Raw genomic sequence first — 22371 nt, 5'->3', positions numbered from 1 at the left:
GTTCCGGGGCGACGCTAGCCTGCGCTGCAGGAGACCGTCGGCCAGGTTCTGTTGCCGTTGTGCTGGATGGTGGCCCCCCAGTTGTTGCCGCTGCCGTTCGGCCGGGCGACTAGCTGCTGGGCCGTCGGGTAGCTGGCGCTGATGTTCCACGTCGCGATGACCTTGGCGGGCGACGGGACGTTCATCGTGACCGTCCAGTTGGTGGCGCCGGACACCGAGACGTTGAGGTTGTAGCGGTCGCTCCACTGCTCGCCAGCGGACAGCGTCGCGGTGCAGCTGCCCCCACCGCCGCCTCCGCCCCCACCCCCGCCGGTGCCGCCGACGGTGATGTTGGAGTTGCCGCTGCTCTGGTAGCCCTCGGTCGCCATGATCATGTAGTCGTGGCTGCCCAGGTTCATGCCGTGGCGCGCCCAGGCGTCGAAGTGGTTGCCGGAGGTGATGGTGCCGCCGGTCCGCTTCGACTGGCGCACGCTCCAGTACTGGTTGAACGTCCGGGTGCCCTCGATGGACGGGGCGTTGTAGCGGGTGGTCTGGTAGATGTCGTACGTGCCGCCGTCGGTGGTGACGGTGCCCTTGTACGTGCCGGTGGGCCGGTAGGTGCCCCAGTTGTCGACGATGTAGTACTCGACGAGCGGGTTTCTCGTCCATCCGTACAGCGTCAAATACGCGTTGCCGGACGGGTTGAACGAGCCCGAATAGCTGACGGACCTGCGCCCGCCGGTGGCCCACCCCTTGCCCGCGACGAAGTTCCCCGTGTTGCGCCACGAGGTGCTGTAATTGCCGCCCGAGCCCAGTTCCATGGAAACGGTGCCCTGGCTGTCTGTCCAGAAGGAGTAGAAGTAGCCGTTGTTGGTGCCGGTTTGATTTGTCGTGATGGCCGCCTCGGCCACCCCTGGCGCGAGCGTGGCGGCCGCGACCAGCGCGACCGCGCCAGCCCGGCCGATCAGCCGCCGTAGCCCGCCGCGTCTGCGGCCGGTCGGGACGGCGGTGGCGTCATTCATGTCGGTGTTTCCTCCCCGTTGAGGCCGTGGAACGGGCGCCATTCCTTTGCCCGTCAGTATCGGAGTGGCGGCGTTGTGCGGTCAATGATTTCGGTTATGTTTCGGAAAACGTGGCGTGAATGCGTTCTTTCGATAAAAGGCCCGCGCGCGCCGAAATTTTTCGCATTCGTCCGCGCGGCTCGGTCGGACGCGCCCACGATGGTGTGAACCGGCGGGGGGATGCCGGGCGCGGGCCGATGATGGCCACGACGTTGTCCGCGGGTGGAGGGTTCGGGTTTGTCGACTTCGGAGCGTGACGTCCCGCCGGTGCGGCTGACGACCTCGGCGGCGGTGGTGCTGATGCAGCCCACGACCTTGTGCAATCTGGACTGCTCCTACTGCTACCTCCCCGAGCGGGCGGTGGCGCGGCGGATGTCGACGGCGGTGGCGGACTCGGTCGCCGCGAGCGTGCGCACGTGGTCCCGCTTCCACCCGGTGTCGGTGGTGTGGCACGGCGGCGAGCCGCTGGCCGTGGGCGCGCCGTACTTCCGCGGGCTGCTGGAGCGGTTCGCGCCCGGCGACGAGCACCCGGTCACGCACTCCGTGCAGACCAACGGCACGCTGATCGACGACCAGTGGTGCGAGCTGTTCGCCTCGTGGCCGGTCGCGGTCACCGTCAGCATCGACGGCGTCGGGGAGGCCAACGCCGCCAGGGCCGACTGGGCCGGGCAGGCCAGCACCGACCGCACGCTGCGCGGCGTGGACCGGTTGCGCGAGCACCGGATCCCCTTCGGCCTGATCGCCGTCGTCGCCGAGGCGACCCCCGCGGCTGCCCGGGAGCTGTACCGGTTCGCCTGCGAGCTGGGCTGCGTGGGCCTGGGCGTCAACCTGGCCGAGCAGAAGGGCGTCAATGACGTCCCCGGGCAGGGGGCCAGCGCCGAGGTGACCGCGTTCTGGCGGGAGCTGGCCACCTGCTGGCAGGCCGATCCGCATATCCGGGTCCGCGAACTCGACCAGGCCTACAGCTACCTCCGGGCCGAGCTGGCGGGCGTGGCCGACGCGCGCGCGAACCGGCCCCTGCCGTCGTATCCGATGGTGACCTGGGACGGCGACGTCGTGCCGATCGGCCCCGAGCTGGCCGGGTTCACCCACCCCCGGCACGGCGCCTTCGCCACCGGCAACGTCCTGCGCACCCAGCTGACCGAGCTGGTGGCCCAGGCCCCGCGCGTCCCGTGGGTCGCCGAGGCCATCGCGGGCGCGAGCGCGTGCCGGGACTCCTGCGCGTACTACGCGTACTGCCGCGGCGGGCAGGTGGCCAACAAGTATTTCGAGACCGGCAGGTTCGACAGCACCGAGACCACCTACTGCCGGACCAGCAAGATCAACCTGATGGAAGGGATCCTCAGCCATGCAGAACACAGTTGACGCTCTGCGCCAGCGCATCCACGCCAACGCCGAGCGCCTCGCGGCCCCCACGGCCCGGGCGGCCGAGTGCCAGGACACCGCCAGCCTCGCCATCGGCAGCCTGGGCGGCGTCCTCAACAGCATCCTCGGCGGCCTCAGCGACCGCACGATCAAGCGCGACGTGGTCGAGGTGGTCTGGACCCGGTGACCATCGACGCCACGGCCGACCCCGACGTGGTCGCGCCCGAACCGGTCAACGGCCACCAGATCCTGGACAAGCTCGCCGACCTGCCGATAAGCACCTGGCGCTACCAGTGGGAGGCCGAGGACGTCCGGCACCTCGGTCCCATGGCGCAGGACTGGCAGCAGGTGTTCGGCCTCAGCGCCGACGGGCGCACCATCCCGCTGGTCGACGCCATCGGCGTGCTCCTCACCGCCGTGCAGGCGCTGGGCAAACGCGTCGATGAGCTCCAGCGGCAGCTCGACAACCCGTAACCCCGGGTGAACCCGCGTGGCGCCGATCCCGATCCGGGGGTCGGCGCCACGCGGCGTTCCGGCCGCCGCGGTTCACGCCGACGTCGGCCGATGTGCACCTGTCAGCGGTGTCTTCGCAACTCGCTCACCCGATAGCGTCACAGTCCGTTGGATATGGACGTCGTGGGGAGTCGCCGTGCCGTTACGTGCCCGTGGGTGGTCGGTCGGTCTGGTGGTCGCGCTGGCCGGGTGGGTGCCCGCGCCCGCCGCCGTCGCGGAGGCGCGGCCCGCGCCGCCGGTGGTGCACGACCTGCCGGGGGTCGCGGCCGCGTCCACCGCGGCGGTCGACCCGGGGCGGCGGATCGAGACCGCCCGCACGTCACGCCCGGTCGCGCCCGGGGTCACGCTGGACTCCTTCGACTGGTACGAGCCCGGCGACGCGGGCGGGTGGGTGCGCGGGGACGTGCTCACCGCCGACCTGACGGCGGGCACTACCGTCGGCTACCTCGACCCCGGCCGGGTCTCCGCCGCCGCGCCGCTGTCCGCCCAGGCCGACGCGGGCCGTGCGGTGGCCGCGGTCAACGGCGACTTCTTCGACATCAACAACTCCAACGCCCCCGAGGGCGTGGGCATCCGCGACGGCGAGCTGGTCAAGTCCCCGAACCGGGGCCACCACCGCGCGGTCGGCGTGGACGCGGCCGGGATCGGCCGGGTCATGGAGGTCTTCTTCGAGGGCGCGGTGGCCACCGGCGACGGCACGATCCCGCTCACCCAGCTCAACGCCTCGCACATCGACGTGAACGGCATCGGCGTGTTCAACCCGATGTGGGGGGAGTACTCGCGGGCGAGGGCCGTCCGCGGCGCGGCGCGGGTCACCGAGGTGGTGGTGCGCGGCGACGTCGTGGCCGAGGTCCGCGCGGGCGCGGGAGCGGACCCGATTCCGGCGGACGGGTACGTCCTGCTCGGGCGGGACGCGGGCGCGGACACGCTGGCGGCCCTGGTCGTCGGTGACCGCGCGCGGGTGTCGTACACCTCGCGCACGAGCGACGGGAGCGTGCCGCGCACCGCCATCGGCGGCAACCAGCTGCTGATCAGGGACGGGGAGATCGTGGCCCCGCCGGACCCGCTGCACCCGCGGACCGCCGTCGGGTTCTCCCACGACGGAACCAAGATGTTCCTGCTGACCGTGGACGGCAGGCAGGGCCCGTACATGCTCGGCCTCAACCTGCGTGATGTCGCGTCGATGCTGAAGGAGATGGGCGCGCACAACGCCCTCAACCTCGACGGCGGCGGCTCGTCGACGATGGTCGCCCGGGAGCCCGGCGCCGAGGGGGTCCGGGTGGAGAACCGGCCGTCCGACGGCGCGGAACGCCTGGTGCCGAACGGCCTGGCGCTGTTCGCGCCCGCGGGCAGCGGCGAGCTGACCGGGTTCTGGGTGCGCACGGCGATCGAGCCCGCCAGGGCGCCGGGCGCCGACACCGTGCCCGGTGGCCACCCGGATCGGGTGTTCCCCGGCCTGACCCGAAAACTCCTCGCCAACGGGTACGACGAGACGTACGGCCCCGCGCGGCCCGGGCCGAGGTCGTGGCACGTGCGCGGCCCGCACGGCCGGGTCGACGCCGACGGCGTCTTCCACGCGCAGCGCACCGGGACGGCCGAGGTGACCGTCCGCCGGGGCGGGGTGACCGGCCGGATCGCCCTGACCGTGCTCGGCCCGCTCACCCGCGTCACCCCGACCGCGACCCGGCTGAGCCTGGTCGGCCAGGACGACACGGCGACGTTCGGTGTGGTCGGCTACGACGACACCGGCTCGACCGCGCCGATCGAACCGTCCGATGTGGAGCTGGACTACGACAGGGGGCTGCTGGAGGTGACCCCGGTGGCCGACGGCGGCCTGCGGGTCAGGGCCGTGGGCGCGGAAGGCTCGGGCGTGATCACCGTTCGGGTCGGCGAGCGGGTGACCCGGGTCGCGGTGACCGTCGGCCTGCGGGCGCAGACCTTCGCCGCGTTCGACGACGCCGCGTCGTGGACGTTCGGCTCGGCCCGCGGCACCGGCTCGGTGGCGCCCGCCGACGGGCGGACCGGTCCCGGTCTGCGGCTGACCTACGACTTCACCAAGTCCACCGGGACCCGCACCGCGTACGCCATCGCGCCGCGGCCGATCACGATCGTGGGCCAGCCGCTCGCCCTGGGCGCGTGGGTGTACGGGCACGGCAAGGGGGAGTGGACGGCGTTCACCGTCACCGACGGCCAAGGCGCTACCCGCTCGCTGTACGGCCCGTACATCACGTGGACGGGATGGAAGTACATGGAGATTCCCGTGCCTGCGGGCATGGCGTTTCCGCTGAAGGTGAACAGGTTCTACACGATCGAGACCAAGGCGGACCGGCAGTACACGGGCGAGGTGCTGATCGACGACTTCGTGGCGAAGGTGCCGCCGCCGGTCGCGATCCCCGAGGACCCGGCGGTCACCGACACCGTGGTCGTCCAGGACGGCACGGTCGCGGGGAAGCAGTGGCGGTTCGCGGTCATGTCCGACGCGCAGTTCGTCGCCCGGAACCCCGACAGCGACCTCGTCCGCGCCGCCCGGCGCACGCTGCGCGAGATCAAGGCCCAGCGGCCGGACTTCCTGGTCGTCAACGGCGACTTCGTCGACGAGGCCGCGCCCGCCGACCTCGCGCTCGCCCGCCGCGTCCTCACCGAGGAACTCGGCGACGAGCTGCCCTGGTACTACGTGCCGGGCAACCACGAGATCATGGGCCCGGGCACGATCGACAACTTCGCCCGCGAGTTCGGCGCGACCCACCGGGCGTTCGACCACAAGGGGACCCGGTTCGTCCTGCTGGACTCCTCGACCGGCACGCTCCGCGGCGGCGGCTTCGACCAGGCCGTCCTGCTGCGGCAGGCGCTGGACCGCGCGGCCGCCGACCCGGTCCACTCGGTGGTCGTCCTGCACCACCACCCGCCCCGGGACCCGACGCCGACCAAGGGCAGCCAGCTGTCCGACCGCCGCGAGGCCGCCATGGTCGAACGCTGGCTCGCCGACTTCCGCCGCGACACGGGCAAGGGCGCGGCCTTCATCGGCGCGCACGTCGGCGTCTTCCACGCCTCCCGGGTCGACGGGGTGCCGTACCTGATCAACGGAAACAGCGGCAAGGCGCCGTCCGGGGACGCGGGCGCTGGCGGCTTCACCGGCTGGACCCTTGTCGGCGTCGACCCGGCGGCCCCCGACCGGGCGTGGCCGCACCGGCCCCGTCCGCCGTGGCTGCTGGCGGAGATGCGGCCGCACGTCGACTCGCTGACCCTGCGCGCGCCGAGTGTGGTGGGGGAGGGGCAGTCAGCACCGGTCGATGGGGTGGTCGTCCAGGGCTCCCGCAGTGTTCCGGTGGCGTACCCGGTGGCGCATGACTGGTCGGGGTCCCCGAACCTGCACATCGGCCACCGCCGCGACCTCCGCCCCTGGCACACCGCCCACCTCGACCCGACCACGGGCACCGTCACCGGCCTCCGCCCGTCGACGGTCGTGATCGCGGTGACGGTCAACGGCGTGACCCAGCAGACGACGATCCAGATAGCCCAGCGCATGGCGGCGTGATCACCGGGCGGTCATCCGAGCCGCCGCCACAGTCCCGACAACGATGACCGCCCCGCCGACCGCCCCCCAGACAAGCCCCGACCTCATCACATCGATGACGACCCCCAGGACCGCCCCGACACCGGCAGGCCCGACGACGAGCCCCACCGTTCCGGGGACGCCCCGAGGCCACGCCAGCGCGGCGACCACCCCCGCCCCCAGCCCCGCAGCGGCGAGACTGGCAGGCGGCACCACATCGGCGGCGTCGAGCCCCCCGACCCACACGGTGGTCGCGAACGCGGCGTAGAACCCCACCCCCGCCGCCACGGCGGCCAGGACACCCACCCCGATGGTCTTCACCATCCGGGACTGCCCGCAGCCCAGTCCCGCCAATCACAACGCCCCCGACGGATGCCCCGGCCGCCCGGGCTGGGGGACCGGATGGGCCGTCACCACTCCGCGGCCGGGGTGAAGCCAAGGATGAACCTCGGCTGCCCCGGGGGCTTGCCGCCCGGTTGGAGACAGAGCCGGTGACGGTCCTCGGTCGCTGGGAGCGGGTTGGGGTTGGGAAGTGGTCAGTCGGCCTGGTGGGGCCGGGATGGGACCAGCGACCTTCCTTCGTCGGCGGGCAGTGGAATTCCCCGGTGGACTGGGCGATGAAACCGAGGGTGTTCTCAGCCGGGTAGTCGGGTTCGGGATGGAGTTGGCGACGTTCCTCGGCTGCCGGGAAGTGGTCGATCCGCCGATCCGATGTCCCGCGAGTCGAACCGGCTCTCCGGTGGGCTAGCGCGTCGGGCTTACCTGCAGGAGGGTCTTGCCGAGGGTCTGCCGTGCCTCAATGGCGGCGTGGGCGTCGGCTGCGGCGGTGAGGGGGAAGGTCTGGCCGATCAAGGGCCTGATGCGGCCTGCGGCGGCATCGCTGAGGGCTCGTTCGGTCAGGCGCTTCGCCTCCTCGGTGGTGAACTGGGCCTGCTCGATGCCGCGCACCCGTATCCCGCGGCGTTCCGCCTCCCGGGGGTCGATGGGGGCGAAGCCGCCGCTGGCGGCTCCGTGGGCGGAGAAGCGGCCGCCCCGAGCGGTCGCGGTGAAGGCGGCTGCGCCGAGGTCGCCGCCGACGCCGTCGAACACCACCTGCGGGCCGGTGCCGTCGGTCGCCTCGTGGAGTCGGTCGAGCCAGTTCGTCGAGTAGTCGACCACGACCTCGGCGCCCAGGTTCTCGACCTCCTTCAGCTTGCGGGCTCCGCGCGCCGCGGCGATGACGCGGGCGCCTGCCGATCGGGCCAGTTGGACGAGGAGGACGCCCATGCCGCCTGCCGCGCCGGTGATCAGCACCCATTCGCCGGGCTGGATCTCAGCGCCGTCGAACAGGCCCACCGCGGTGGGGCCGTCGTGCTGGAGCGCGGCGGCCTCCGCCAGCCCCACCCCGTCCGGCACGGCGACCAGCGCTTGCTCGGCCACTAGCGCGTGCTCGGCGTACCCGCCGAAGTGGACGGTCCTGGCCGCGACCGCCCGCCCCGCCCACGCCGGGTCCACCCCCGGGCCGACGGCGGCGACGTGCCCGGCGACCGCGCCCCCGGGCACGAACGGCGGCGTCAGCCCGAACTGCTCACCCCACCCGCCGCGGATCTGGGTGTCCAGGAACAACACGTCCACATCGGACACGGCCACCACCACCTGACCCGCCCCCGGGACCGGGACCGGCGCCTCGCCGGGCACCAGGACCTCCGGTCCCCCGAACGCCACCGCGCGCACAGCCAACATCACGACCTCCACAGAATCCGTTCCGTCGAGGCCAAGAGTCCGATGTCAGGTTAACTGGAGGTCAAGCGCCGGTGATCCACGCCTCACGCCAGGCCCGCGGCGATCAGCTGCTGCCAGATCTCGCCCTGGTCGACCACTTGCACGCCGTGCTTCTCGGCCTTGGTGAGCTTGGCCGCGCCGACGTCGGCTCCGGTGATCAGCAGGTCGGTGCTGGCCGACACGGAGCCTGCGGTGGTGGCGCCCGCCCGCTCGCAGAGGCGCTGGAAGGTGGGGCGGGGGATCTTCTCCCCGGTGCGCGGGTCGCTGATGGAGCCGGTGACGACCACGGTCTTGCCCTTGAGCGGGGCGTCGGTGGCGACGACCGGCGGCAGGTCCTCCTCGCGGACGTCGAGGGAGACGCCCAGCGCGCGCAGCCGGTCGATCTCCGGGCGCAGGCGGGCCAGGTGCTCGGTCAGCGACGCGGCGACCTTGGGCCCGATGTCCTCGACGGCGACCAGGCGCTCCTCGCCAGCGTCGGCGACCTCCTCCAGCGAGCCGAAGCCCGCCCGGCACAGGCGCGCGGCGGTGCCCTCCGACGCCATCGGGATGGCGAGCCCGATGAGCGCCCTGCGCAGCCCGACGCCTCGGCTGGCGTCGATCGAGTCGATCATGCGGGTGGCCGAGACCTCGCCGATGCGGTCGAACTCCAGCAGCTGCTCGGTGGTCAGCCGGTAGAAGTCGGAGGGGTGTTCTAGCAGTCCCGCCTCGGCGAGCCGTTCGATCCACACGCCGCCGACGGCCTCGATGTCGGCCGCCGCGCGCGAGGCCCAGTGGATGAGCCTGCGCACGGTCTGCGCCGGGCAGGCGACGTTGGTGCAGAACAGTTCCCGGCTGTTGCCCTGCTCGGTGAGCGCCTGCTCGCACGACGGGCACACCGACGGCGGCACGATCTCCCGCTCGGCCCCCGTGCGCTGGGACTCGTCGAGCACGCCCGCGACGAACGGGATGACGTCGCCCGCGCGCCGGACCAGCACGGTGTCGCCGATGCGGATGCCGCGGGCGCGGATCACCTCCTGGTTGGCCAGCGTCGCGCGGGTGACCGTCGTGCCGCCGACGAACACCGGCTCCAGCCACGCGACCGGGGCGATCTTGCCGGTCTTGCCGACGTCCCACACGACGTCGAGCAGCACGGTCGTCTTCTCCTCGGCGGCGAACTTGTAGGCCAGCGCGCCGCGCGGGGAGTTCGACCTGGTGCCCGCGGCGGCGTAGGCGCCCCGGTCGGCCAGGCGCAGCACGGCGCCGTCGAGGTCGTAGTCCAGGTCGTGGCGGCGCGCCTCGATCTCGGCGATCACCGCCAGCGCCGCGGCGGCGTCGGCGCAGTGGCGCATGTCGGCGACGGTGAAGCCGAGGGACAGCAGCCCGGCCTCCAGGTCGACCTCGGCGGCGTCCTCCGTGGCCAGCTCGAAGGCGAGGAACTGCAGCCTGCGCTCGGCGACGGTCTCCGGGTCCTTGGCGCGCAGCGTGCCCGCGGCGGCGTTGCGCGGGTTGATCAGCGGCTTGTCCGGGTGGGCTGCGTTGTAGGCGGCGAAGGTCGAGCGCAGCATCATCGCCTCGCCGCGCACCTCGACGCGGCCCTGCGGCGCGATCCGGTCGGGGAGGCCGTCGACCAGCGCGCGGACCAGCTCGGTGACGTCGTCGCCGGTGGTCCCGTCACCGCGGGTGATGGCCTGCCGCAGCCTGCCCGACTCGTAGACCAGCGCGAGCGAGAGGCCGTCGAGCTTCGGCATGACCACGACGGGCTGCCCGGGGAACCGGTCGAAGAACGCCTCGACCTGCTCGGGCTTGGTCGCCTTCTCCAGCGAGAGCATCGGCCGCGAGTGCCGGACGGGCGCGTGCAGCACGCTCGGCGCCCCGACCTGCTCCAGCGGGTTCGGCACCGGCGCGGACTCCGGGTGCGCCGCGATCAGCGCGCGCAGCTCGTCCTCGATCGCGTCGTACTCGGCGTCGGCGACCAGCGGCGATCCCCGGTAGTACGCGTCGCGCAGAACCACGACCCGATCGGCCAGCTCCTGAATCCGTTCCCGTGCGTCCACGGAGCAGAACCTACCGGCGGCAACCGACATCCCCTCGGCAAGCGGCGCCGCGCGGGGCGAAGTGAGCATCAGCGCGGAAGCCCGACGAGGTCGGCCATCAGGGACATGTGGTGCTCGAACTGCTCGGCGCGCGCGTCGACCATGCCGTCCAAGCGGCCGAACACCTCGAAGCTGATCAGGCCGAAGAGGTGGGTCCAGCCGACGAACACGCGGTCGAAGTGGTCGGCGGAGAGCCCGCCGCCGTACCGGTCGATCAGGCGGCGCAGGTCGGAGCGGACGGGCCCCGGGACAGCCGGGGTGACCGGCGCCAGCCGGTCGGCGGCGTCGATGGCGACGGCCACCAGCAGGAACACGACCTTGGCCGCCGGTCGCACGGTCTCCTGGGGCGCGGCGTAGCCGGGCACCGGGTTGCCGTAGAGCAGGCCGTACTCGGCCGGGTGCGCGAGCGCCCACGCCCGCGCGGCGCGGCAGACGGCCAGCCACCGGCCGCGCAGGTCCGCGCGCGGGACCGCCGCCTCAGCTTCTTCCGCCGCCGCTCCGAGGGACTCGTACGCGTCGATGATCAGCGCGGTGAGCAGCGCGTCGCGGCTGGGGAAGTACCGGTAGAGCGCGGAAGCGACGATGTCCATGTCCCGGGCCACCGCGCGCAGGGAGAGGTTCGCGCCCTCGGCGGCGAGGCGCCTGCGCGCGACGTCCTTGATGCGCTGGTTCATCTGCGCGCGGACCTCGGCGCGCAACGACGGTGCGGACATGCCCGCCAGTCTCGCACAGCGCCGAGAACACCAGAATGAAGCGAGAACGGTGTTCTTGACCCGCTGATCGCCCGCCGAGTACGGTGGCCCACATCCAAGAACAGTGTTCTCTGAAGGGTGTCGCCCAATGTCCCTGCACGTCATCGTCGGAGCGGGCCCGGTCGGTTCGGCGACGGCCCGGGCGCTCGCGGCGCGCGGCGACCAGGTCCGCCTGGTCACCCGGCGCGGCGGCGGGCCCGAGCAGGAGGGCATCACCCGCGTCGCCGCCGACGCCAACGACGCCGACGCCCTCATCCGGCACGCGGCGGGAGCTACCGCCTTGTACTGCTGCGCGGGCCCGGCCTACCACCGCTGGCCCGCCGAGTGGCCGCCCCTCATGGCCGCGCTCATCCGGGCCGCGGAGGCCACCGGGGCGGTGCTGGTCACCACCGGCAACCTCTACGGCTACGGCGCCGTCGACGCCCCGATGACCGAGCGGACGCCGCTGCGCCCCAACTCGGTGAAGGGCGAGGTGCGCGCCAGGCTGTGGACCGACGCGCTGGCCGCCCACGACGCCGGGCGCATCCGCACCGCCGAGGTCCGCGGCTCGGACTACCTCGGTGCTGGCGCGGTGTCCCCGTTCAGCGTCATGGTCCTGCCCAGGATCCTCGCGGGCCGCCGCGCGTCGGCGCCCGCCGATTTCGACGCGCCGCACAGTTGGACCTACGTCGGGGACGTGGCCCGCACCCTGGTCGCCGTCGCCGCCGACGAGACCGCGTGGGGCAGGCCGTGGCACGTGCCCACCGCGCCGCCGCTGTCCCTGCGCGCGCTCGCCGTCCGCGCCGCCGAACTGGCGGGCGCGCCCGCGCCGAGGCTGACCCGCATGCCCGCGTTCGCCCTGCGCCTGGCCGGGCTCGTCACCCCGGCGGCCCGGGAGCTGGCGGAGGTCCAGTACCAGCTGCGCCGCCCGTTCGTGCTGGACTCCTCCGCCGCGACCGCCGCCTTCGGCATCGAGCCGACGCCCACCGATGACGCTCTCCGGGAGACCATCGCTGCCCTCCGCTGAGCCCACGGGCGCGGTGTTCCCTGGCAAACGAACGCCGCGTTCCGAGCACCAGCACGACGATCAGGCGTGGGCATCGCACAACTCGCGAGCTGTGCCGCTGCTCCGCCTCCACCGCGATCCGCGCTGCCGCCGGCTTGCCGCCGCCGTGCCTCATGATCCACTCTGGACGGTGGGAGAAGTGTTACAGCCGCGCGTGTCGGCCATCCCACACCGCGTGGCTTTGGAGCCCGTTCGGGGCAGTGGGTAGCTTTGCGCCCGGTCTGTTGGTGGCGTGCGGTTGGGCTACGCCGAAATCCCGGAGGAAAACGGTGCGGCGAACCCTGCCGTCGTCGGCGCGCGCTGAGACACCACAACTATCGGCTGTGGGCGGGCGCGGACCTGGTGTCGGTCACCGGGTCCTGGATGCAGGTGCTCGGTCTGAACTGGGTGGTGCTGGAACGCACGGGCTCGGCCACGGCGGTCGGGTTCTCGGTGCTGGCGGGCACGCTGCCCGCGCTGCTGGTCGGCCCGTTCGCGGGCGCGCTCGCCGACCGCGTCGACCCGCGCCGGATCATCATGGCGGGCCAGGCCGTCCACCTCGGATTGGCGCTGCTGCTCGCCGTGCTGGTGTGGGGCGGCGCGCCGCTGGGGATGCTGTACCTGCTCACCGCGGTGTCGGGAGTGGTGACCAGTGTCGAGGGTCCGGCGCTCGGCCGGTTCGGGGCCCAGGTGGTGCCGCCGGAGGACCTGCCGAACGCGCTGGCGCTCGGCTCGCTGGTGAACTCCGCGGGGCGCGTGCTGGGCATGAGCCTCGCCGGGGTGCTCGCCGCGGCGGTCGGCGAGCCTGCGCTGTTCCTCGTCAACGCCGTGACCTTCCTCGCCGTCATCTCCACCGTGCGCGCGGTGCGGGTGGGGGAGTTGCACCCGCTCGCGGTCAGCGCCCCGGAACGGGCCGGGCTGCGCGCCGGGCTGGCGCACGTGCGGGCCAACTCCACCCTCCTCACGCTGTTCGCGCTCGGGTTCGTGCTGTCCAGCCTCGGCCGCAACTACCAGGTGACCATGGCCGCGATGTCCTCGGGACCGCTCGACGCCGGGGCGGAGGGCTACGGCCTGCTCTCGGCGGTGTTCGCCGTCGGCGCGGTCATCGGCGGCCTGATCGCGGCCCGGATGCGCGGCCTCGGCGCGCCGGTCCTGCTCGCCGCCGCCGCGATCACCAGCGTGCTGCAGGCGGTCAGCGGCCTCATGCCCGGGCTGTTCGGCTTTGCCGCGCTCATCGTGGCGATCGCCGCGGGCGCGGTGGTCATCGACACCGTGATGGGCACCCGCGTCCAACTCGACTCGGCCGAGGAGATGCGCGGCCGCGTGCTCTCCGTCCAGGGCGCCGTGGCGGCCGCGGCCGGAGCCGTGGGCGGACCCCTGCTGGGCTGGATGTGCGAGGGCCTCGGCCCGGGCCCGGCGCTGGTCGTCGCGGGCCTGGTCACCCTCGCGGTCACCGGATGCGCGGCCGTGGCCCTCGGCGTCGACCGCCGCGCCGCCGCCCGGGTCGTCGAGGGCCGGGTCCCGGTCGCGGCGGCGGCCGGCTGATCCGCTACCGCGGCGCCGGGACTGCCTTCTCGGCGCCGCGGCTGACGCTCTCCCACCCGGCCCAGGTGGCCATGCGGTTGCGGGAGATGTCGAAGGCGAGGTCGTAGACCATGCTGCCGAGCAGCAGCCGCAGCGGCGGGTCGTCGCTGTCGACCAGGGCCATGAGCGCCTCGGCGGCGAGCCGGGGTTCGCTGTCGACGGAGCCCTCGGCCCACTGCTTCTCCAGTTCCGCCCGCAGCGGGTCGTACGCGGGGTCGGGGGTGGTGGCGGTGCTGCTGGTGTAGAGGTCGGTCCAGTAGCCGCCCGGCTGGACGATGCTGACCTTGACCCCGAACGCGGCGGCCTCGGCGGCCAGCGCCTCGCTCATGCCCTCCAGCGCGAACTTGCTCGCGCTGTAGAGCCCCGTGCTCGGGAAGCCGCCCAGCGCGGCGATGCTGGAGATCTGCACGATGTGGCCCGCGCCCTGGGCGCGGAGCCGGGGCAGGACGGCCTGGCTGACCCACAGCGCGCCGAAGAAGTTGACCTCCAGCTGGGCGCGCGCCTCGGCCTCGCCGAACTCCTCGACCATGCCGGTGAACAACGCCCCGGCGTTGTTCACCACCACGTCGAGCCTGCCGAACCGCTCCACCGCCGCGTCGACCGCGGCGAACACCGCCTGGCGGTCGGTGACGTCCAGCGGCAGCGCCAGCAGGCGCTCCGGGTGCGCGGCGGCCAGGTCGTCCAGCGGCGAGACGTCCCGGGACGCGCCGACCACGCGGTCCCCCGCGGCGAGCGCGGCCTCGGTGAACGCGCGGCCGAGACCGCGGCTTGCCCCGGTGACGAACCAGACCCGAGAAGAGGTGCGCATATGGTTCCCTTCGATTGCGAGACGGACCGTTCCGTCTCGTTATGACCAGAAGACTACCCGTTGGGTTCCGCTTGTCAAGACGGACCGTCTCGTCTCATGTCTGTTACCGTGGTCACGTGTCCACGAAGGCCCTGCCCGATCCCAGCCGCCGCAGCGAGACCGCGCGGCGGGCGATCCTCACCGCCGCCCTCGACCTCGTCGCCGAGGTGGGCTACGCGAAGCTCAGCATCGAGGGCATCGCCAAGGCAGCGGGAGTCGGCAAGCAGACGATCTACCGGTGGTGGCCGTCGAAGGGGGTGCTGCTGTTCGACGCGTTCCTCGGCCTCGCGGGCGACGGCGACGCCGCCGCCCTCTCCGACACCGGCGACCTGGCCGCCGACCTGAAGCTGGTCCTGCGCGCCACCGTCGAGGAACTGAACGACCCGCGCTTCGACCTGCCCATGCGCGCGCTGCACACCGAGATCGTCCACGACCCCGCCCTGGCAGCCGACTACGCGAAGCGGCTGGACGAGCCCATGCGGGAGTTGAAGAAGGACCGCCTGCGGGCCGCCCAGCGCGCGGGTCAGCTGGCCGAGGACGTCGACCTCGACGTGGCCGTGGACCTGCTGTTCGGCCCCATCCTCAACCGCTGGCTGCAGCGCACCGGGCCGCTCACCCCCGAGTACGCCGAGCGGGTCGTGGACACCGCGCTCCGGGGCCTGCGCCCGCGCGAACCGTAGGCGCGCGGCCCAGCGCCCCGGCTGAGGCGGTCGGCGGAGGCCGCGCAGCGGTGCCACACCGCCTTGCCGTCGCGCCGCGAGGTGATCAGGCTCGCCGCCCTGAGCACCTTCGCCTGCACGGACGCCGCGGCCACGGTGATCGACAGGGCGCCGGCCAGTTCGGTCGTGGTGTGCTCGCGAACGAGGACACGGAGCGTCCGCGCGCGGGTGGCGCCGAGCAGAGCGGTCAGCGGCTCGTCGGGTCCGTTCCCATCGAGCAGGGGCAGTGGGAGTGACCGCCGGGTACGAGACGGGGCCGCGCAGCCATGGGGTACGCGGCGCTGACGACGGCCGCGCCCGCGAGCGCGGGGCCGGGACCGCCCCTGTGGTCCAGTCCTGCTAGGGGAGCGCCGACTCGTACACGGTCGTTCATGGCGGTTGACGGACGCCGGATCGCGGGCTTATAGTCAACACATCGGTTGATAAAGGAAGCGGTTGATAACCATGGCGGTTGACGAGTTCGAGGAGCGGTTGGACCGGGCGTTCGCCGCGCTGGGCGATCCCGTCCGGCGTGCGCTGATCGCGCGGCTGTCGCGGGGCGACGCGACCGTGAACGAACTCGCCGAGCCGTTCGCCATCACCAAGCAGGCCGTCTCCCGGCACATCCAGGTGCTGGAGGCGGCGGGCCTGATCACCCGGAGCAAGGACGCCCAGCGGCGGCCGTGTCACCTGAACGCGGCCGCGCTGGAGGAGCTGACGAGTTGGATCGACACCTACCGGCTCGAGGTCGAGCGGCGCTACCGCAGGCTCGACGCCGTGCTGGAAGCCATGGAGGAGCAGGAGAAATGAACGAGACCACGATCACCGCCCGGCCCGGCACCCCGTTCATCGAGGTCGTCAGGGAGTTCGACGCGCCCCGCGGCCGGGTGTTCCGCGCCTGGACCGACCCGGAGATCGTGCCGCAGTGGCTCGGCCCGCGCGGCATGACGATGAAGGTGGTGGAGTTCACCGCGACCCCGGGCGGCGGCTACCGCTACATCCACGCCGACGACACCGGCGAGTACGCCTTCCGCGGCGTCTTCCACAACGTCGTCCAGGACGAGCTGATCATCCAGACCTTCGAGTACGAGGGCGCGCCGAACGACGTCTGCCTGGAGACGATGACGTTCGAGGACCTCGGCGACGGCCGCACCCGCGTGCACGGGCGCTCCGTCTACTCCACCGTCGAGGCCCGCGACGCCATGGTCGCCAGCGGCATGGAGCACGGCATGCGCGAGTCGATGGAGCGGCTGGACGAGGTGCTGGCGCGGTGACCGGCCAGGTGATCGTCGACATCACGATGTCGCTCGACGGCTACGTGACCGCGTCCGGCGCGGACATCGAGCACGGCCTCGGTGTCGACGGCGAACCCCTGCACGACTGGGTCTTCGCGGGCACCCCCGATGACGGCGTGATCCTCGACGAGACGAGCGCGCGGACCGGCGCGGTGATCATGGGCCGCCGCACCTTCGACGTCGTCGACGGCCCCCAGGGCTGGAACGACGCGATCGGCTACGGCGCGGACCGCAACGCCCCGCCGCCGGTCTTCGTGCTCACCCACCACCCGCCGCGCACCTGGCGGCTCGGCGACCGCTTCACCTTCGTCACCGACGGCCCGCGCAGCGCCCTGCGCCAGGCCCGCGCGGCAGCGGGGGAGAAGGACGTCGTGGTCATGGGCGGCGGCGACGTCTGCCACCAGTTCCTCGCCGAGGGCCTGGTCGACCTCCTGCACCTGCACGTCGCCCCGATCGTGCTGGGCGCGGGCACGCGGCTGTTCCCGGCCGAGGACGGGAGACGGCTGCGGCTGGAGCGGGTCGACGTCGTGTCCACCCCGGCGGCCCACCACCTGTCCTACCGGGTCCTGTCCTGAGTGACGCGGCCGGGCGAGGTCAGGTCTCCTCCCGAGGGGCATGGCGCAGATCGCGCGTCGACCACGCGGCGATGACGCCGAGGAGGAGGATCGCCAGGCCGGCGGCGAGGCCGCCGCGCGGGCCGGGCCCGCTGACCGCGACGGCTCCGGCGACCGCGGCGCCCAGGGGCTGGCCGACGCCCCAGGACAGCATCCGGGCCGTGGTGTTGACGCGGGACTGCAGGTCGTCCGGGCAGACGTGCTGGCGGTAGGTGATCGCGTTCAGCACGACCGTCGAGTGCGTCCACCCCCAGACGGTCGCGGCGGCGACCGCGGGGATCCACTGGTCGGCGGCGAGGACGGCGAGACCGCTGACCAGGGACGCGGGCAGCGCGGCCAGGGCCAGGCGGGCGCGGCCCAGCCGCCTCGCCAGCCGGGGCGTGGTCCTGGCGGCCACCACGGCGCCGATACCCCAGCAGCTGAAGAGGGCGCCCAGGCGGGCGTCGCCGGAGGAGCGCACGCCCAGCACCTCGTCGGCCCACGGGACGAGCATCGCCACCCACGCGCCCGCGGCGGCGGCGTGGGTGGTCCCGACCAGGGTGAGCGTGCGGACCACCCGGTGCCGCCACAGGAACGCCAGGCCCGCGCCGATGTCGCGGCGCATTCCGGACGACGGCCCGGCAGGGGCGGAGAGCGGGCCGCTGATCGCACGCAGCAGCAGGGCCGACGCCACGGCGGTGGCGGCGTTCACCGCGAGCAGCGGGGACGGCGCGAACGCGGCCACCGCGAGCCCGGCCAGCGGCGGGATCACCAGCTCCAGCGCGGTAGTGCCGCCGAAGACGGCCGAGTACGCGCTGGTCAGCCGCTCCCGCCCGACCAGGGCGGGCAGCGCGCCGAAGTTGGCCGCGTCGAAGAACACGAAGCAGGTCTGCACCGCGAACCCGACGGCGAGGACGTGGACCGCGGTCAACGCGCCTGCCGCGTGTGCCGCCGGGATGGTCGCCAGCGCGGCGCCCGCGCCCAGCTCCAGCCCCACCATGAGCCGCCGCCGGTCGACGCGGTCGGCGACCGAGCCCGCGACCAGGCCGAACAGCAGGTAGGGCAGGGCTCCGCCCGCCGCGACCGCCGATGTCCAGCCCGCCGAGCCGGTCAACCGGTAGACGAGCACGGGGAGGGCCACGACCGAGACCAGCGTCCCGGCCACGGAGATCAGTCGGGCGGCCAGGTACCGCCGGAAGTCCACATCGCGCACGCCGGGCAGCTTACTTGAGAACGATTCTCGTTATCGTGTAGAACCGGTCCGTGCGCAGAACCCTCCTCATGGCCGCCGCCCTCGTCGCCGCGGGCTGCTCGGCCGCCCCGACCGTCCCGGCCCCCGCCCCGGCACCGCCCTCGGTGGACCGGACCGCTGCCCCGCTGGACCCCGCCCTCGCGGTCACCGACCCGCACGGCGTGCGGATCGAACTCCCCGCGCCGCCCGAGCGCATCGTGTGCCTCAACGGGCTCTGCGACGACATCGTGGTCGACCTCGGCCTCGTCCCCGCGGGCACGAGCAACCCGACGCTGATCAGCCACCCGGCCCTGCTCGGCGAGCGCGGGAAGGCCGTGCCCGTGGTCGCCGGGTCGTTCGGCGGCGAGGACGTGGAGAGCATCGCCGCGCTGGACCCGGACCTGGTGATCGGCCTGGAGGGCGTGCACGAGGCGCTGCGGCCCGCGATCGAGCGGTTCGCGCCGCTGTGGCTGGCCGAACCGGCGACCTGGGAGGAGTCCGTCGGCTACCTGCGGGCGCTCGGCGCGCTCACCGGCCGCACCGCCGAGGCGGTCGCCGCCGAGACCCGCTTCCGCGGCGTCCTCGCCGACACCGCGGCCTCCGACCGCACCGTGGTCGTGATCTACGGCAGCGCGGACGCGATCGGCGTGGACACCGCGGACTCGCTGAAGGGCCACCTGCTCGACGCCGTCTACGACTATCCGTTCCCGGCCAAGGGGACCGACGCCGCGACCGCGAGCAACTACAGCGTCGAGGAACTCCTGGCGCGGCAGCCGGACACGGTGTTCGTCTACTCCCTGCTGTTCTCCACATCGGACAAGCCGCTGAGCGAGCAGCTGGCCGACAACCCGGTGTGGCGGCAGATCCCGGCCGTGCGGGACGGCGCGGTCCACGAGGTGCACCCGAAGCTGTGGGGCTCCGGGCGCGGGCTGCGCAGCCTCGAAGCGGTGCTCGCCGAGGCGCGGGGTCTTGCCCCGTAGCCTCGCCGGGCCGTGGGCGCTCGGCCTGGCGGTGGTGGTGCTGGGCCTGGCCGCGGTGATGGTCGGGCAGCCGTTCGTCGGGCTCAACCGGCTCGTCCCCGCGCTGCTGGCCGCCGACGGCCTCGAACACGCGCTGGTCGTCCAGTCCCGCGCGCCGCGCGCCGCGCTCGCCCTGCTGGCGGGCGCGGCCCTCGGCGCGGCCGGGCACCTGCTGCAGGAGTCCCTGCGCAACCCGCTGGCCGTGCCCGAACTCCTCGGCGTGTCCTCCGGCGCGGCGGCGGCCGTCACCGTGGCCGTCGTCTTCACGCTCCCCGTCCCGCTCCTGGCGGCCGCCGCCCTCGGCGCCGGGGTGGGCGGCGCGCTGACGCTGCTCGCGATCCGCCGCGCGGCGGGCCCGGACTCGGTGCTGCTCGCGGGCGCGGCCGTCAGCGCGGCGCTGCAGGCCGTGCTGCTGGCCGCACACTCCCTTTCGGACACCCGCGACCAGGGCGTGCTAAGCCGGTACCTGTTGGGCTCGCTGACCGGCACCACGTGGACGGACGTGCTGACCGCCCTCCCGATCGCCGCGCTGGCGGCCCCGTTCGCCGTCCTCGCGGTGCCCGCCCTGCGCGTGCTGCGGCTCGGCGACGAGGCGGCCGCCTCCGCAGGCCTGCGTCCGGGTCGGGCACGGCTGGGAGTGCTGGCCGTGGCGTGCGCCCTGGTGGCGAGCGTGGTCGCCCACTGCGGCCCGGTCGCCTGGGTCGGCTTCCTCGCTCCTCGCCTGGCAGGCGGCGGCCTCGGCCGCGCGGCGGCGTGCGGCGCGGTCCTGGTGCTCGGCGCCGACCTGCTCGCGCGGACCGTCCTGTACCCGGTCGAACTCCCCGTGGGCGGCCTCACCGCCGTCCTGGCCGTGGTCGCCGGGCTGCTCACGGCGCGGAGGTGGCGGTGAGGCCCGTCCTTGCCCTGATAGGCGTTACCGCGATCGTCGCGGCCCTCCAAGCCGCCACCGGGTCCACCCTGGCGTTGGGCGAGATCCTTTCCGGGGACCCGCGGGCGACCGCGATCCTCGTCGAGCTGCGGCTGCCTCGGGTCGCCGTGGGGGTCGCGGCGGGGGCGTGCCTCGGTGTGGCCGGGGTGATCCTGCAGGCCGTGCTGCGCAATCCGCTCGCCTCGCCGGAGGTGACCGGGGTCGGGTCCGGGGCGGTGCTCGGGGCGGTGGTCGCGACGACGGCGGCGGCGAGTCCCGCCGGGCTCGTGCTGACCGCGGTGATCGGGGGGACGGTCGGCGGCGGGGTGCTGTGGCTGGTGGCGGCCAGGGCCGGGGGAGACCCGCGCGGGCTGACCGTCGCCGGGGTGCTGGTCTCCGCCGTGCTCGCGGGCGCCGCGCTGATCATCCTCACCGCGCGGCCGCAGCTCGCCGGGGCGATGACGCGCTGGCTCGTCGGCTCGCTCGGCGGGCGGACCTGGGAGCACTGGGCGGCGCTGTGGCCGTTCGCGCTGGTGTGCGTCGTCGCGGGCACGCTGCTCGGGCCGGTGCTCGCGGTGCTGGCCGTCGACGACGACCACGCCAGGGCGGTGGGGCTCGACCCCGGACGGTGGCGGCCCGTCGTCCTGATCGTCGCCGTGGTCGCCACCGCCGCCGCGGTCGCCGCGGTGGGCGCGCTCGCGTTCGTCGGGCTGCTCGCCCCGCACCTGGCCCGCGCGCTCGGCGGGCCGCCGGTCCCGGTCGCGGCGCTCGCCGGGGCGGCCACCGTCGCGCTCGCCGACGCCGTGGCCCAGACCGTCAGCGGCTGGGCGCCCGCCGTCGGCGGGACCCCGCCCAGTCTGCCCGCCGGCGTGCTCACCGCCGTCGCGGGCGCCATCGTCATGATCCGCACCGCCCAGGGAGGCTCCCGGTGATCAGGGCCAGCGGCCTGCGCGTCGGCTTCGGGCCGCGCACCGTGCTCCACGACGTCGATGTCGACGTCCCCCGCGGCCAGTGGTTGGCGCTGGTCGGCCGCAACGGCTGCGGGAAGACGACCCTGCTGCGGGTCATGGCCGGGCTCCTGCGCCCGGACCGGGGGACGGTCACCGTCGACGGGTCACCGCTGGCGGGCCTGTCCCGACGGGACATCGCGCGCCGCATCGCCGTCCTGCCCCAATCGATGCCCGACTCCGGGCTGACCGTGCGGGAACTGGTCCGGCAGGGCCGCTACGCCGCGCGCGGACCGCTCGGGATGCTCGCCGGGGGAGACGACCCCGCCGTCACCGCGGCGCTGGCCGACACCGGGACCGCCGCCTACGCCGACGCCCGGCTCGACCGGCTCTCCGGCGGCGAGCGCCAGCGCGCCCGCCTGGCGCTCGCCCTGGCCCAGGGCGCGCCCGTCCTGCTCCTCGACGAGCCGACGACCTACCTCGACATCCACCACCAGCTCGACATCCTCGACCTGGTGACCCGGCTTCGGGCCGAACGCGGCCTGACGGTCGTCACGGTCCTGCACGACCTCGCCCAGGCCGCCCGCTACGCCGACCGCGTCATCGCCCTGCGCGACGGTGTCGTCCACGCCGACGGCCCGCCTGCCGCCACCGTCACCCCGGCCCTGCTCCGGGAGGTGTTCACCGTGGAGGGCCGGGTGTGGCGCGACGACCGCGGCCGGATCACCTGCGCCTATGACGGGTTGGCCGGGAATCAGCTCGGGGTGTAGGTCAGGCAGTTCGCCGCGTGCGACCCCTGGCCGGGGCCGACGCGCACACCGGAGGCGGTGCATTCCAATTCGGAGTTGTGCACGCAGTCCGTGCGCGAGCAGGCGCCGACCTGGGCGATCACCTTCGGCAGGCCGCCCTTCTCCTGCAGCGGGACGAACGTGCCGCAGTCGGCGGAGCCGTCGATGCCGCTGACGGTGATCGCGTAGGCGTGGCAGCCGTCGTGGTTGTACGAGCAGTTGGTGACCGTGCACTCGTTCACCGCGGGCATTTCCATCGTGGTCATGATTTCTCCCTGGTCTCGAACGCCGATACGGAATGGACAGTGGCACCGGTAGCACAGGCCCGCAACCTGGTGCTAAGCGTTGCCTAACCTTGGAAATCGCCATTTCCCGAATACCG

The 22371-nt window shown here is 73.6% G+C and carries 22 protein-coding genes; 14 read left to right on the top strand and 8 right to left on the bottom strand.

Annotated elements, in window-relative coordinates:
- Positions 1-14: 14 nt before the first annotated feature.
- Positions 15-1001, bottom strand: a complete 987-nt coding sequence (gene xynA, locus IEY98_RS12600) for an endo-1,4-beta-xylanase XynA (RefSeq protein WP_189210607.1) — start codon at positions 999-1001, stop codon at positions 15-17.
- A gap of 276 nt (positions 1002-1277) precedes the next feature.
- Between xynA and amcB the strand changes: the two genes are divergently transcribed.
- From amcB to IEY98_RS12580, 4 genes are all read left to right on the top strand, one after another.
- Positions 1278-2405, top strand: coding sequence for a cyclophane-forming radical SAM peptide maturase AmcB (amcB, locus tag IEY98_RS12595; protein ID WP_229786863.1), 1128 nt, complete (start codon positions 1278-1280; stop codon positions 2403-2405).
- Positions 2389-2592, top strand: a complete 204-nt coding sequence (locus IEY98_RS12590) for a hypothetical protein (RefSeq protein WP_189210606.1) — start codon at positions 2389-2391, stop codon at positions 2590-2592. The genes amcB and IEY98_RS12590 overlap by 17 nt, the downstream gene beginning before the upstream one ends.
- Positions 2589-2879 carry a tail fiber domain-containing protein gene (locus tag IEY98_RS12585; RefSeq protein ID WP_229786862.1) on the top strand — a complete coding sequence of 97 codons (291 nt, stop codon included), beginning with the start codon at positions 2589-2591 and terminating at the stop codon, positions 2877-2879. Before IEY98_RS12590 ends, IEY98_RS12585 begins: the two co-directional genes overlap by 4 nt.
- Positions 2880-3054: 175 nt before the next feature.
- The gene (locus tag IEY98_RS12580) at positions 3055-6453 is read left to right on the top strand and encodes a phosphodiester glycosidase family protein (RefSeq protein WP_229786861.1); all 3399 of its coding nucleotides are present in this window, start codon (positions 3055-3057) and stop codon (positions 6451-6453) included.
- Here IEY98_RS12580 and IEY98_RS12575 read toward each other — a convergent pair whose 3' ends face one another.
- From IEY98_RS12575 to IEY98_RS12560, 4 genes are all read right to left on the bottom strand, one after another.
- Entirely contained in the window at positions 6454-6795 is a 342-nt protein-coding gene (locus tag IEY98_RS12575; RefSeq protein WP_189210605.1) for a hypothetical protein, read from the bottom strand. It lies immediately after the preceding gene.
- Between the two features lie 420 nt (positions 6796-7215).
- Positions 7216-8193, bottom strand: a complete 978-nt coding sequence (locus IEY98_RS12570; protein ID WP_189210604.1) for a zinc-binding dehydrogenase — start codon at positions 8191-8193, stop codon at positions 7216-7218.
- 83 nt (positions 8194-8276) lie between these two features.
- Positions 8277-10265, bottom strand: a complete 1989-nt coding sequence (ligA, locus tag IEY98_RS12565) for an NAD-dependent DNA ligase LigA (protein WP_189210603.1) — start codon at positions 10263-10265, stop codon at positions 8277-8279.
- Between the two features lie 68 nt (positions 10266-10333).
- The gene (locus IEY98_RS12560) at positions 10334-11017 is read right to left on the bottom strand and encodes a TetR/AcrR family transcriptional regulator (protein WP_189210602.1); all 684 of its coding nucleotides are present in this window, start codon (positions 11015-11017) and stop codon (positions 10334-10336) included.
- Positions 11018-11144: 127 nt separating this feature from the next.
- Here IEY98_RS12560 and IEY98_RS12555 point away from each other — a divergent pair, with 127 nt between their 5' ends.
- Together IEY98_RS12555 and IEY98_RS12550 are read left to right on the top strand one after the other, a co-directional pair.
- A complete protein-coding gene (locus IEY98_RS12555) occupies positions 11145-12062 on the top strand; it encodes an NAD-dependent epimerase/dehydratase family protein (RefSeq protein ID WP_189210601.1) in 918 nt (305 codons plus the stop codon).
- Between the two features lie 381 nt (positions 12063-12443).
- Positions 12444-13625 carry an MFS transporter gene (locus IEY98_RS12550; protein WP_308425880.1) on the top strand — a complete coding sequence of 394 codons (1182 nt, stop codon included), beginning with the start codon at positions 12444-12446 and terminating at the stop codon, positions 13623-13625.
- Positions 13626-13629: 4 nt separating this feature from the next.
- Here IEY98_RS12550 and IEY98_RS12545 read toward each other — a convergent pair whose 3' ends face one another.
- A complete protein-coding gene (locus IEY98_RS12545; RefSeq protein WP_189210600.1) occupies positions 13630-14472 on the bottom strand; it encodes an SDR family NAD(P)-dependent oxidoreductase in 843 nt (280 codons plus the stop codon).
- A 116-nt stretch (positions 14473-14588) separates the two neighbouring features.
- Between IEY98_RS12545 and IEY98_RS12540 the strand changes: the two genes are divergently transcribed.
- The 4 genes from IEY98_RS12540 to IEY98_RS12525 all read left to right on the top strand — a co-directional run bounded on the left by IEY98_RS12540 (position 14589) and on the right by IEY98_RS12525 (position 17079).
- Positions 14589-15191, top strand: a complete 603-nt coding sequence (locus IEY98_RS12540; protein ID WP_229786860.1) for a TetR/AcrR family transcriptional regulator — start codon at positions 14589-14591, stop codon at positions 15189-15191.
- 483 nt (positions 15192-15674) lie between these two features.
- A complete protein-coding gene (locus IEY98_RS12535) occupies positions 15675-16019 on the top strand; it encodes an ArsR/SmtB family transcription factor (protein ID WP_189210598.1) in 345 nt (114 codons plus the stop codon).
- Complete coding sequence (locus IEY98_RS12530; protein WP_189210597.1) at positions 16016-16483, top strand: SRPBCC family protein; 468 nt, start codon at positions 16016-16018, stop codon at positions 16481-16483. The genes IEY98_RS12535 and IEY98_RS12530 overlap by 4 nt, the downstream gene beginning before the upstream one ends.
- Positions 16480-17079, top strand: a complete 600-nt coding sequence (locus tag IEY98_RS12525) for a dihydrofolate reductase family protein (protein ID WP_229786859.1) — start codon at positions 16480-16482, stop codon at positions 17077-17079. The genes IEY98_RS12530 and IEY98_RS12525 overlap by 4 nt, the downstream gene beginning before the upstream one ends.
- Before the next feature lie 19 nt (positions 17080-17098).
- On the opposite strand, the gene IEY98_RS12520 is transcribed toward IEY98_RS12525, so the two are convergent.
- Complete coding sequence (locus IEY98_RS12520; RefSeq protein ID WP_229786858.1) at positions 17099-18310, bottom strand: MFS transporter; 1212 nt, start codon at positions 18308-18310, stop codon at positions 17099-17101.
- 50 nt (positions 18311-18360) lie between these two features.
- Here IEY98_RS12520 and IEY98_RS12515 point away from each other — a divergent pair, with 50 nt between their 5' ends.
- The 4 genes from IEY98_RS12515 to IEY98_RS12500 are packed head-to-tail and all read left to right on the top strand — an operon-like array spanning position 18361 to position 21971.
- Positions 18361-19308 carry an ABC transporter substrate-binding protein gene (locus IEY98_RS12515; protein ID WP_229786857.1) on the top strand — a complete coding sequence of 316 codons (948 nt, stop codon included), beginning with the start codon at positions 18361-18363 and terminating at the stop codon, positions 19306-19308.
- On the top strand, positions 19298-20236 hold the full coding sequence (locus IEY98_RS12510; protein ID WP_229786856.1) for an iron chelate uptake ABC transporter family permease subunit: 939 nt from the start codon (positions 19298-19300) through the stop codon (positions 20234-20236). The genes IEY98_RS12515 and IEY98_RS12510 overlap by 11 nt, the downstream gene beginning before the upstream one ends.
- A complete protein-coding gene (locus IEY98_RS12505; RefSeq protein WP_229786855.1) occupies positions 20233-21186 on the top strand; it encodes a FecCD family ABC transporter permease in 954 nt (317 codons plus the stop codon). Before IEY98_RS12510 ends, IEY98_RS12505 begins: the two co-directional genes overlap by 4 nt.
- Positions 21183-21971: an ABC transporter ATP-binding protein gene (locus IEY98_RS12500; RefSeq protein WP_229786854.1), complete on the top strand. Its 789-nt coding sequence runs from the start codon at positions 21183-21185 to the stop codon at positions 21969-21971. The genes IEY98_RS12505 and IEY98_RS12500 overlap by 4 nt, the downstream gene beginning before the upstream one ends.
- On the opposite strand, the gene IEY98_RS12495 is transcribed toward IEY98_RS12500, so the two are convergent.
- Entirely contained in the window at positions 21956-22255 is a 300-nt protein-coding gene (locus IEY98_RS12495; protein ID WP_189210595.1) for a DUF1540 domain-containing protein, read from the bottom strand. The genes IEY98_RS12500 and IEY98_RS12495 overlap by 16 nt on opposite strands.
- Between the last annotated feature and the right edge of the window lie 116 nt (positions 22256-22371).

This window comes from Actinokineospora fastidiosa, from assembly GCF_014648415.1.
Taxonomy (GTDB): Bacteria; Actinomycetota; Actinomycetes; order Mycobacteriales; family Pseudonocardiaceae; genus Actinokineospora; species Actinokineospora fastidiosa.
This window is presented reverse-complemented; position numbering and strand designations above follow the sequence as displayed.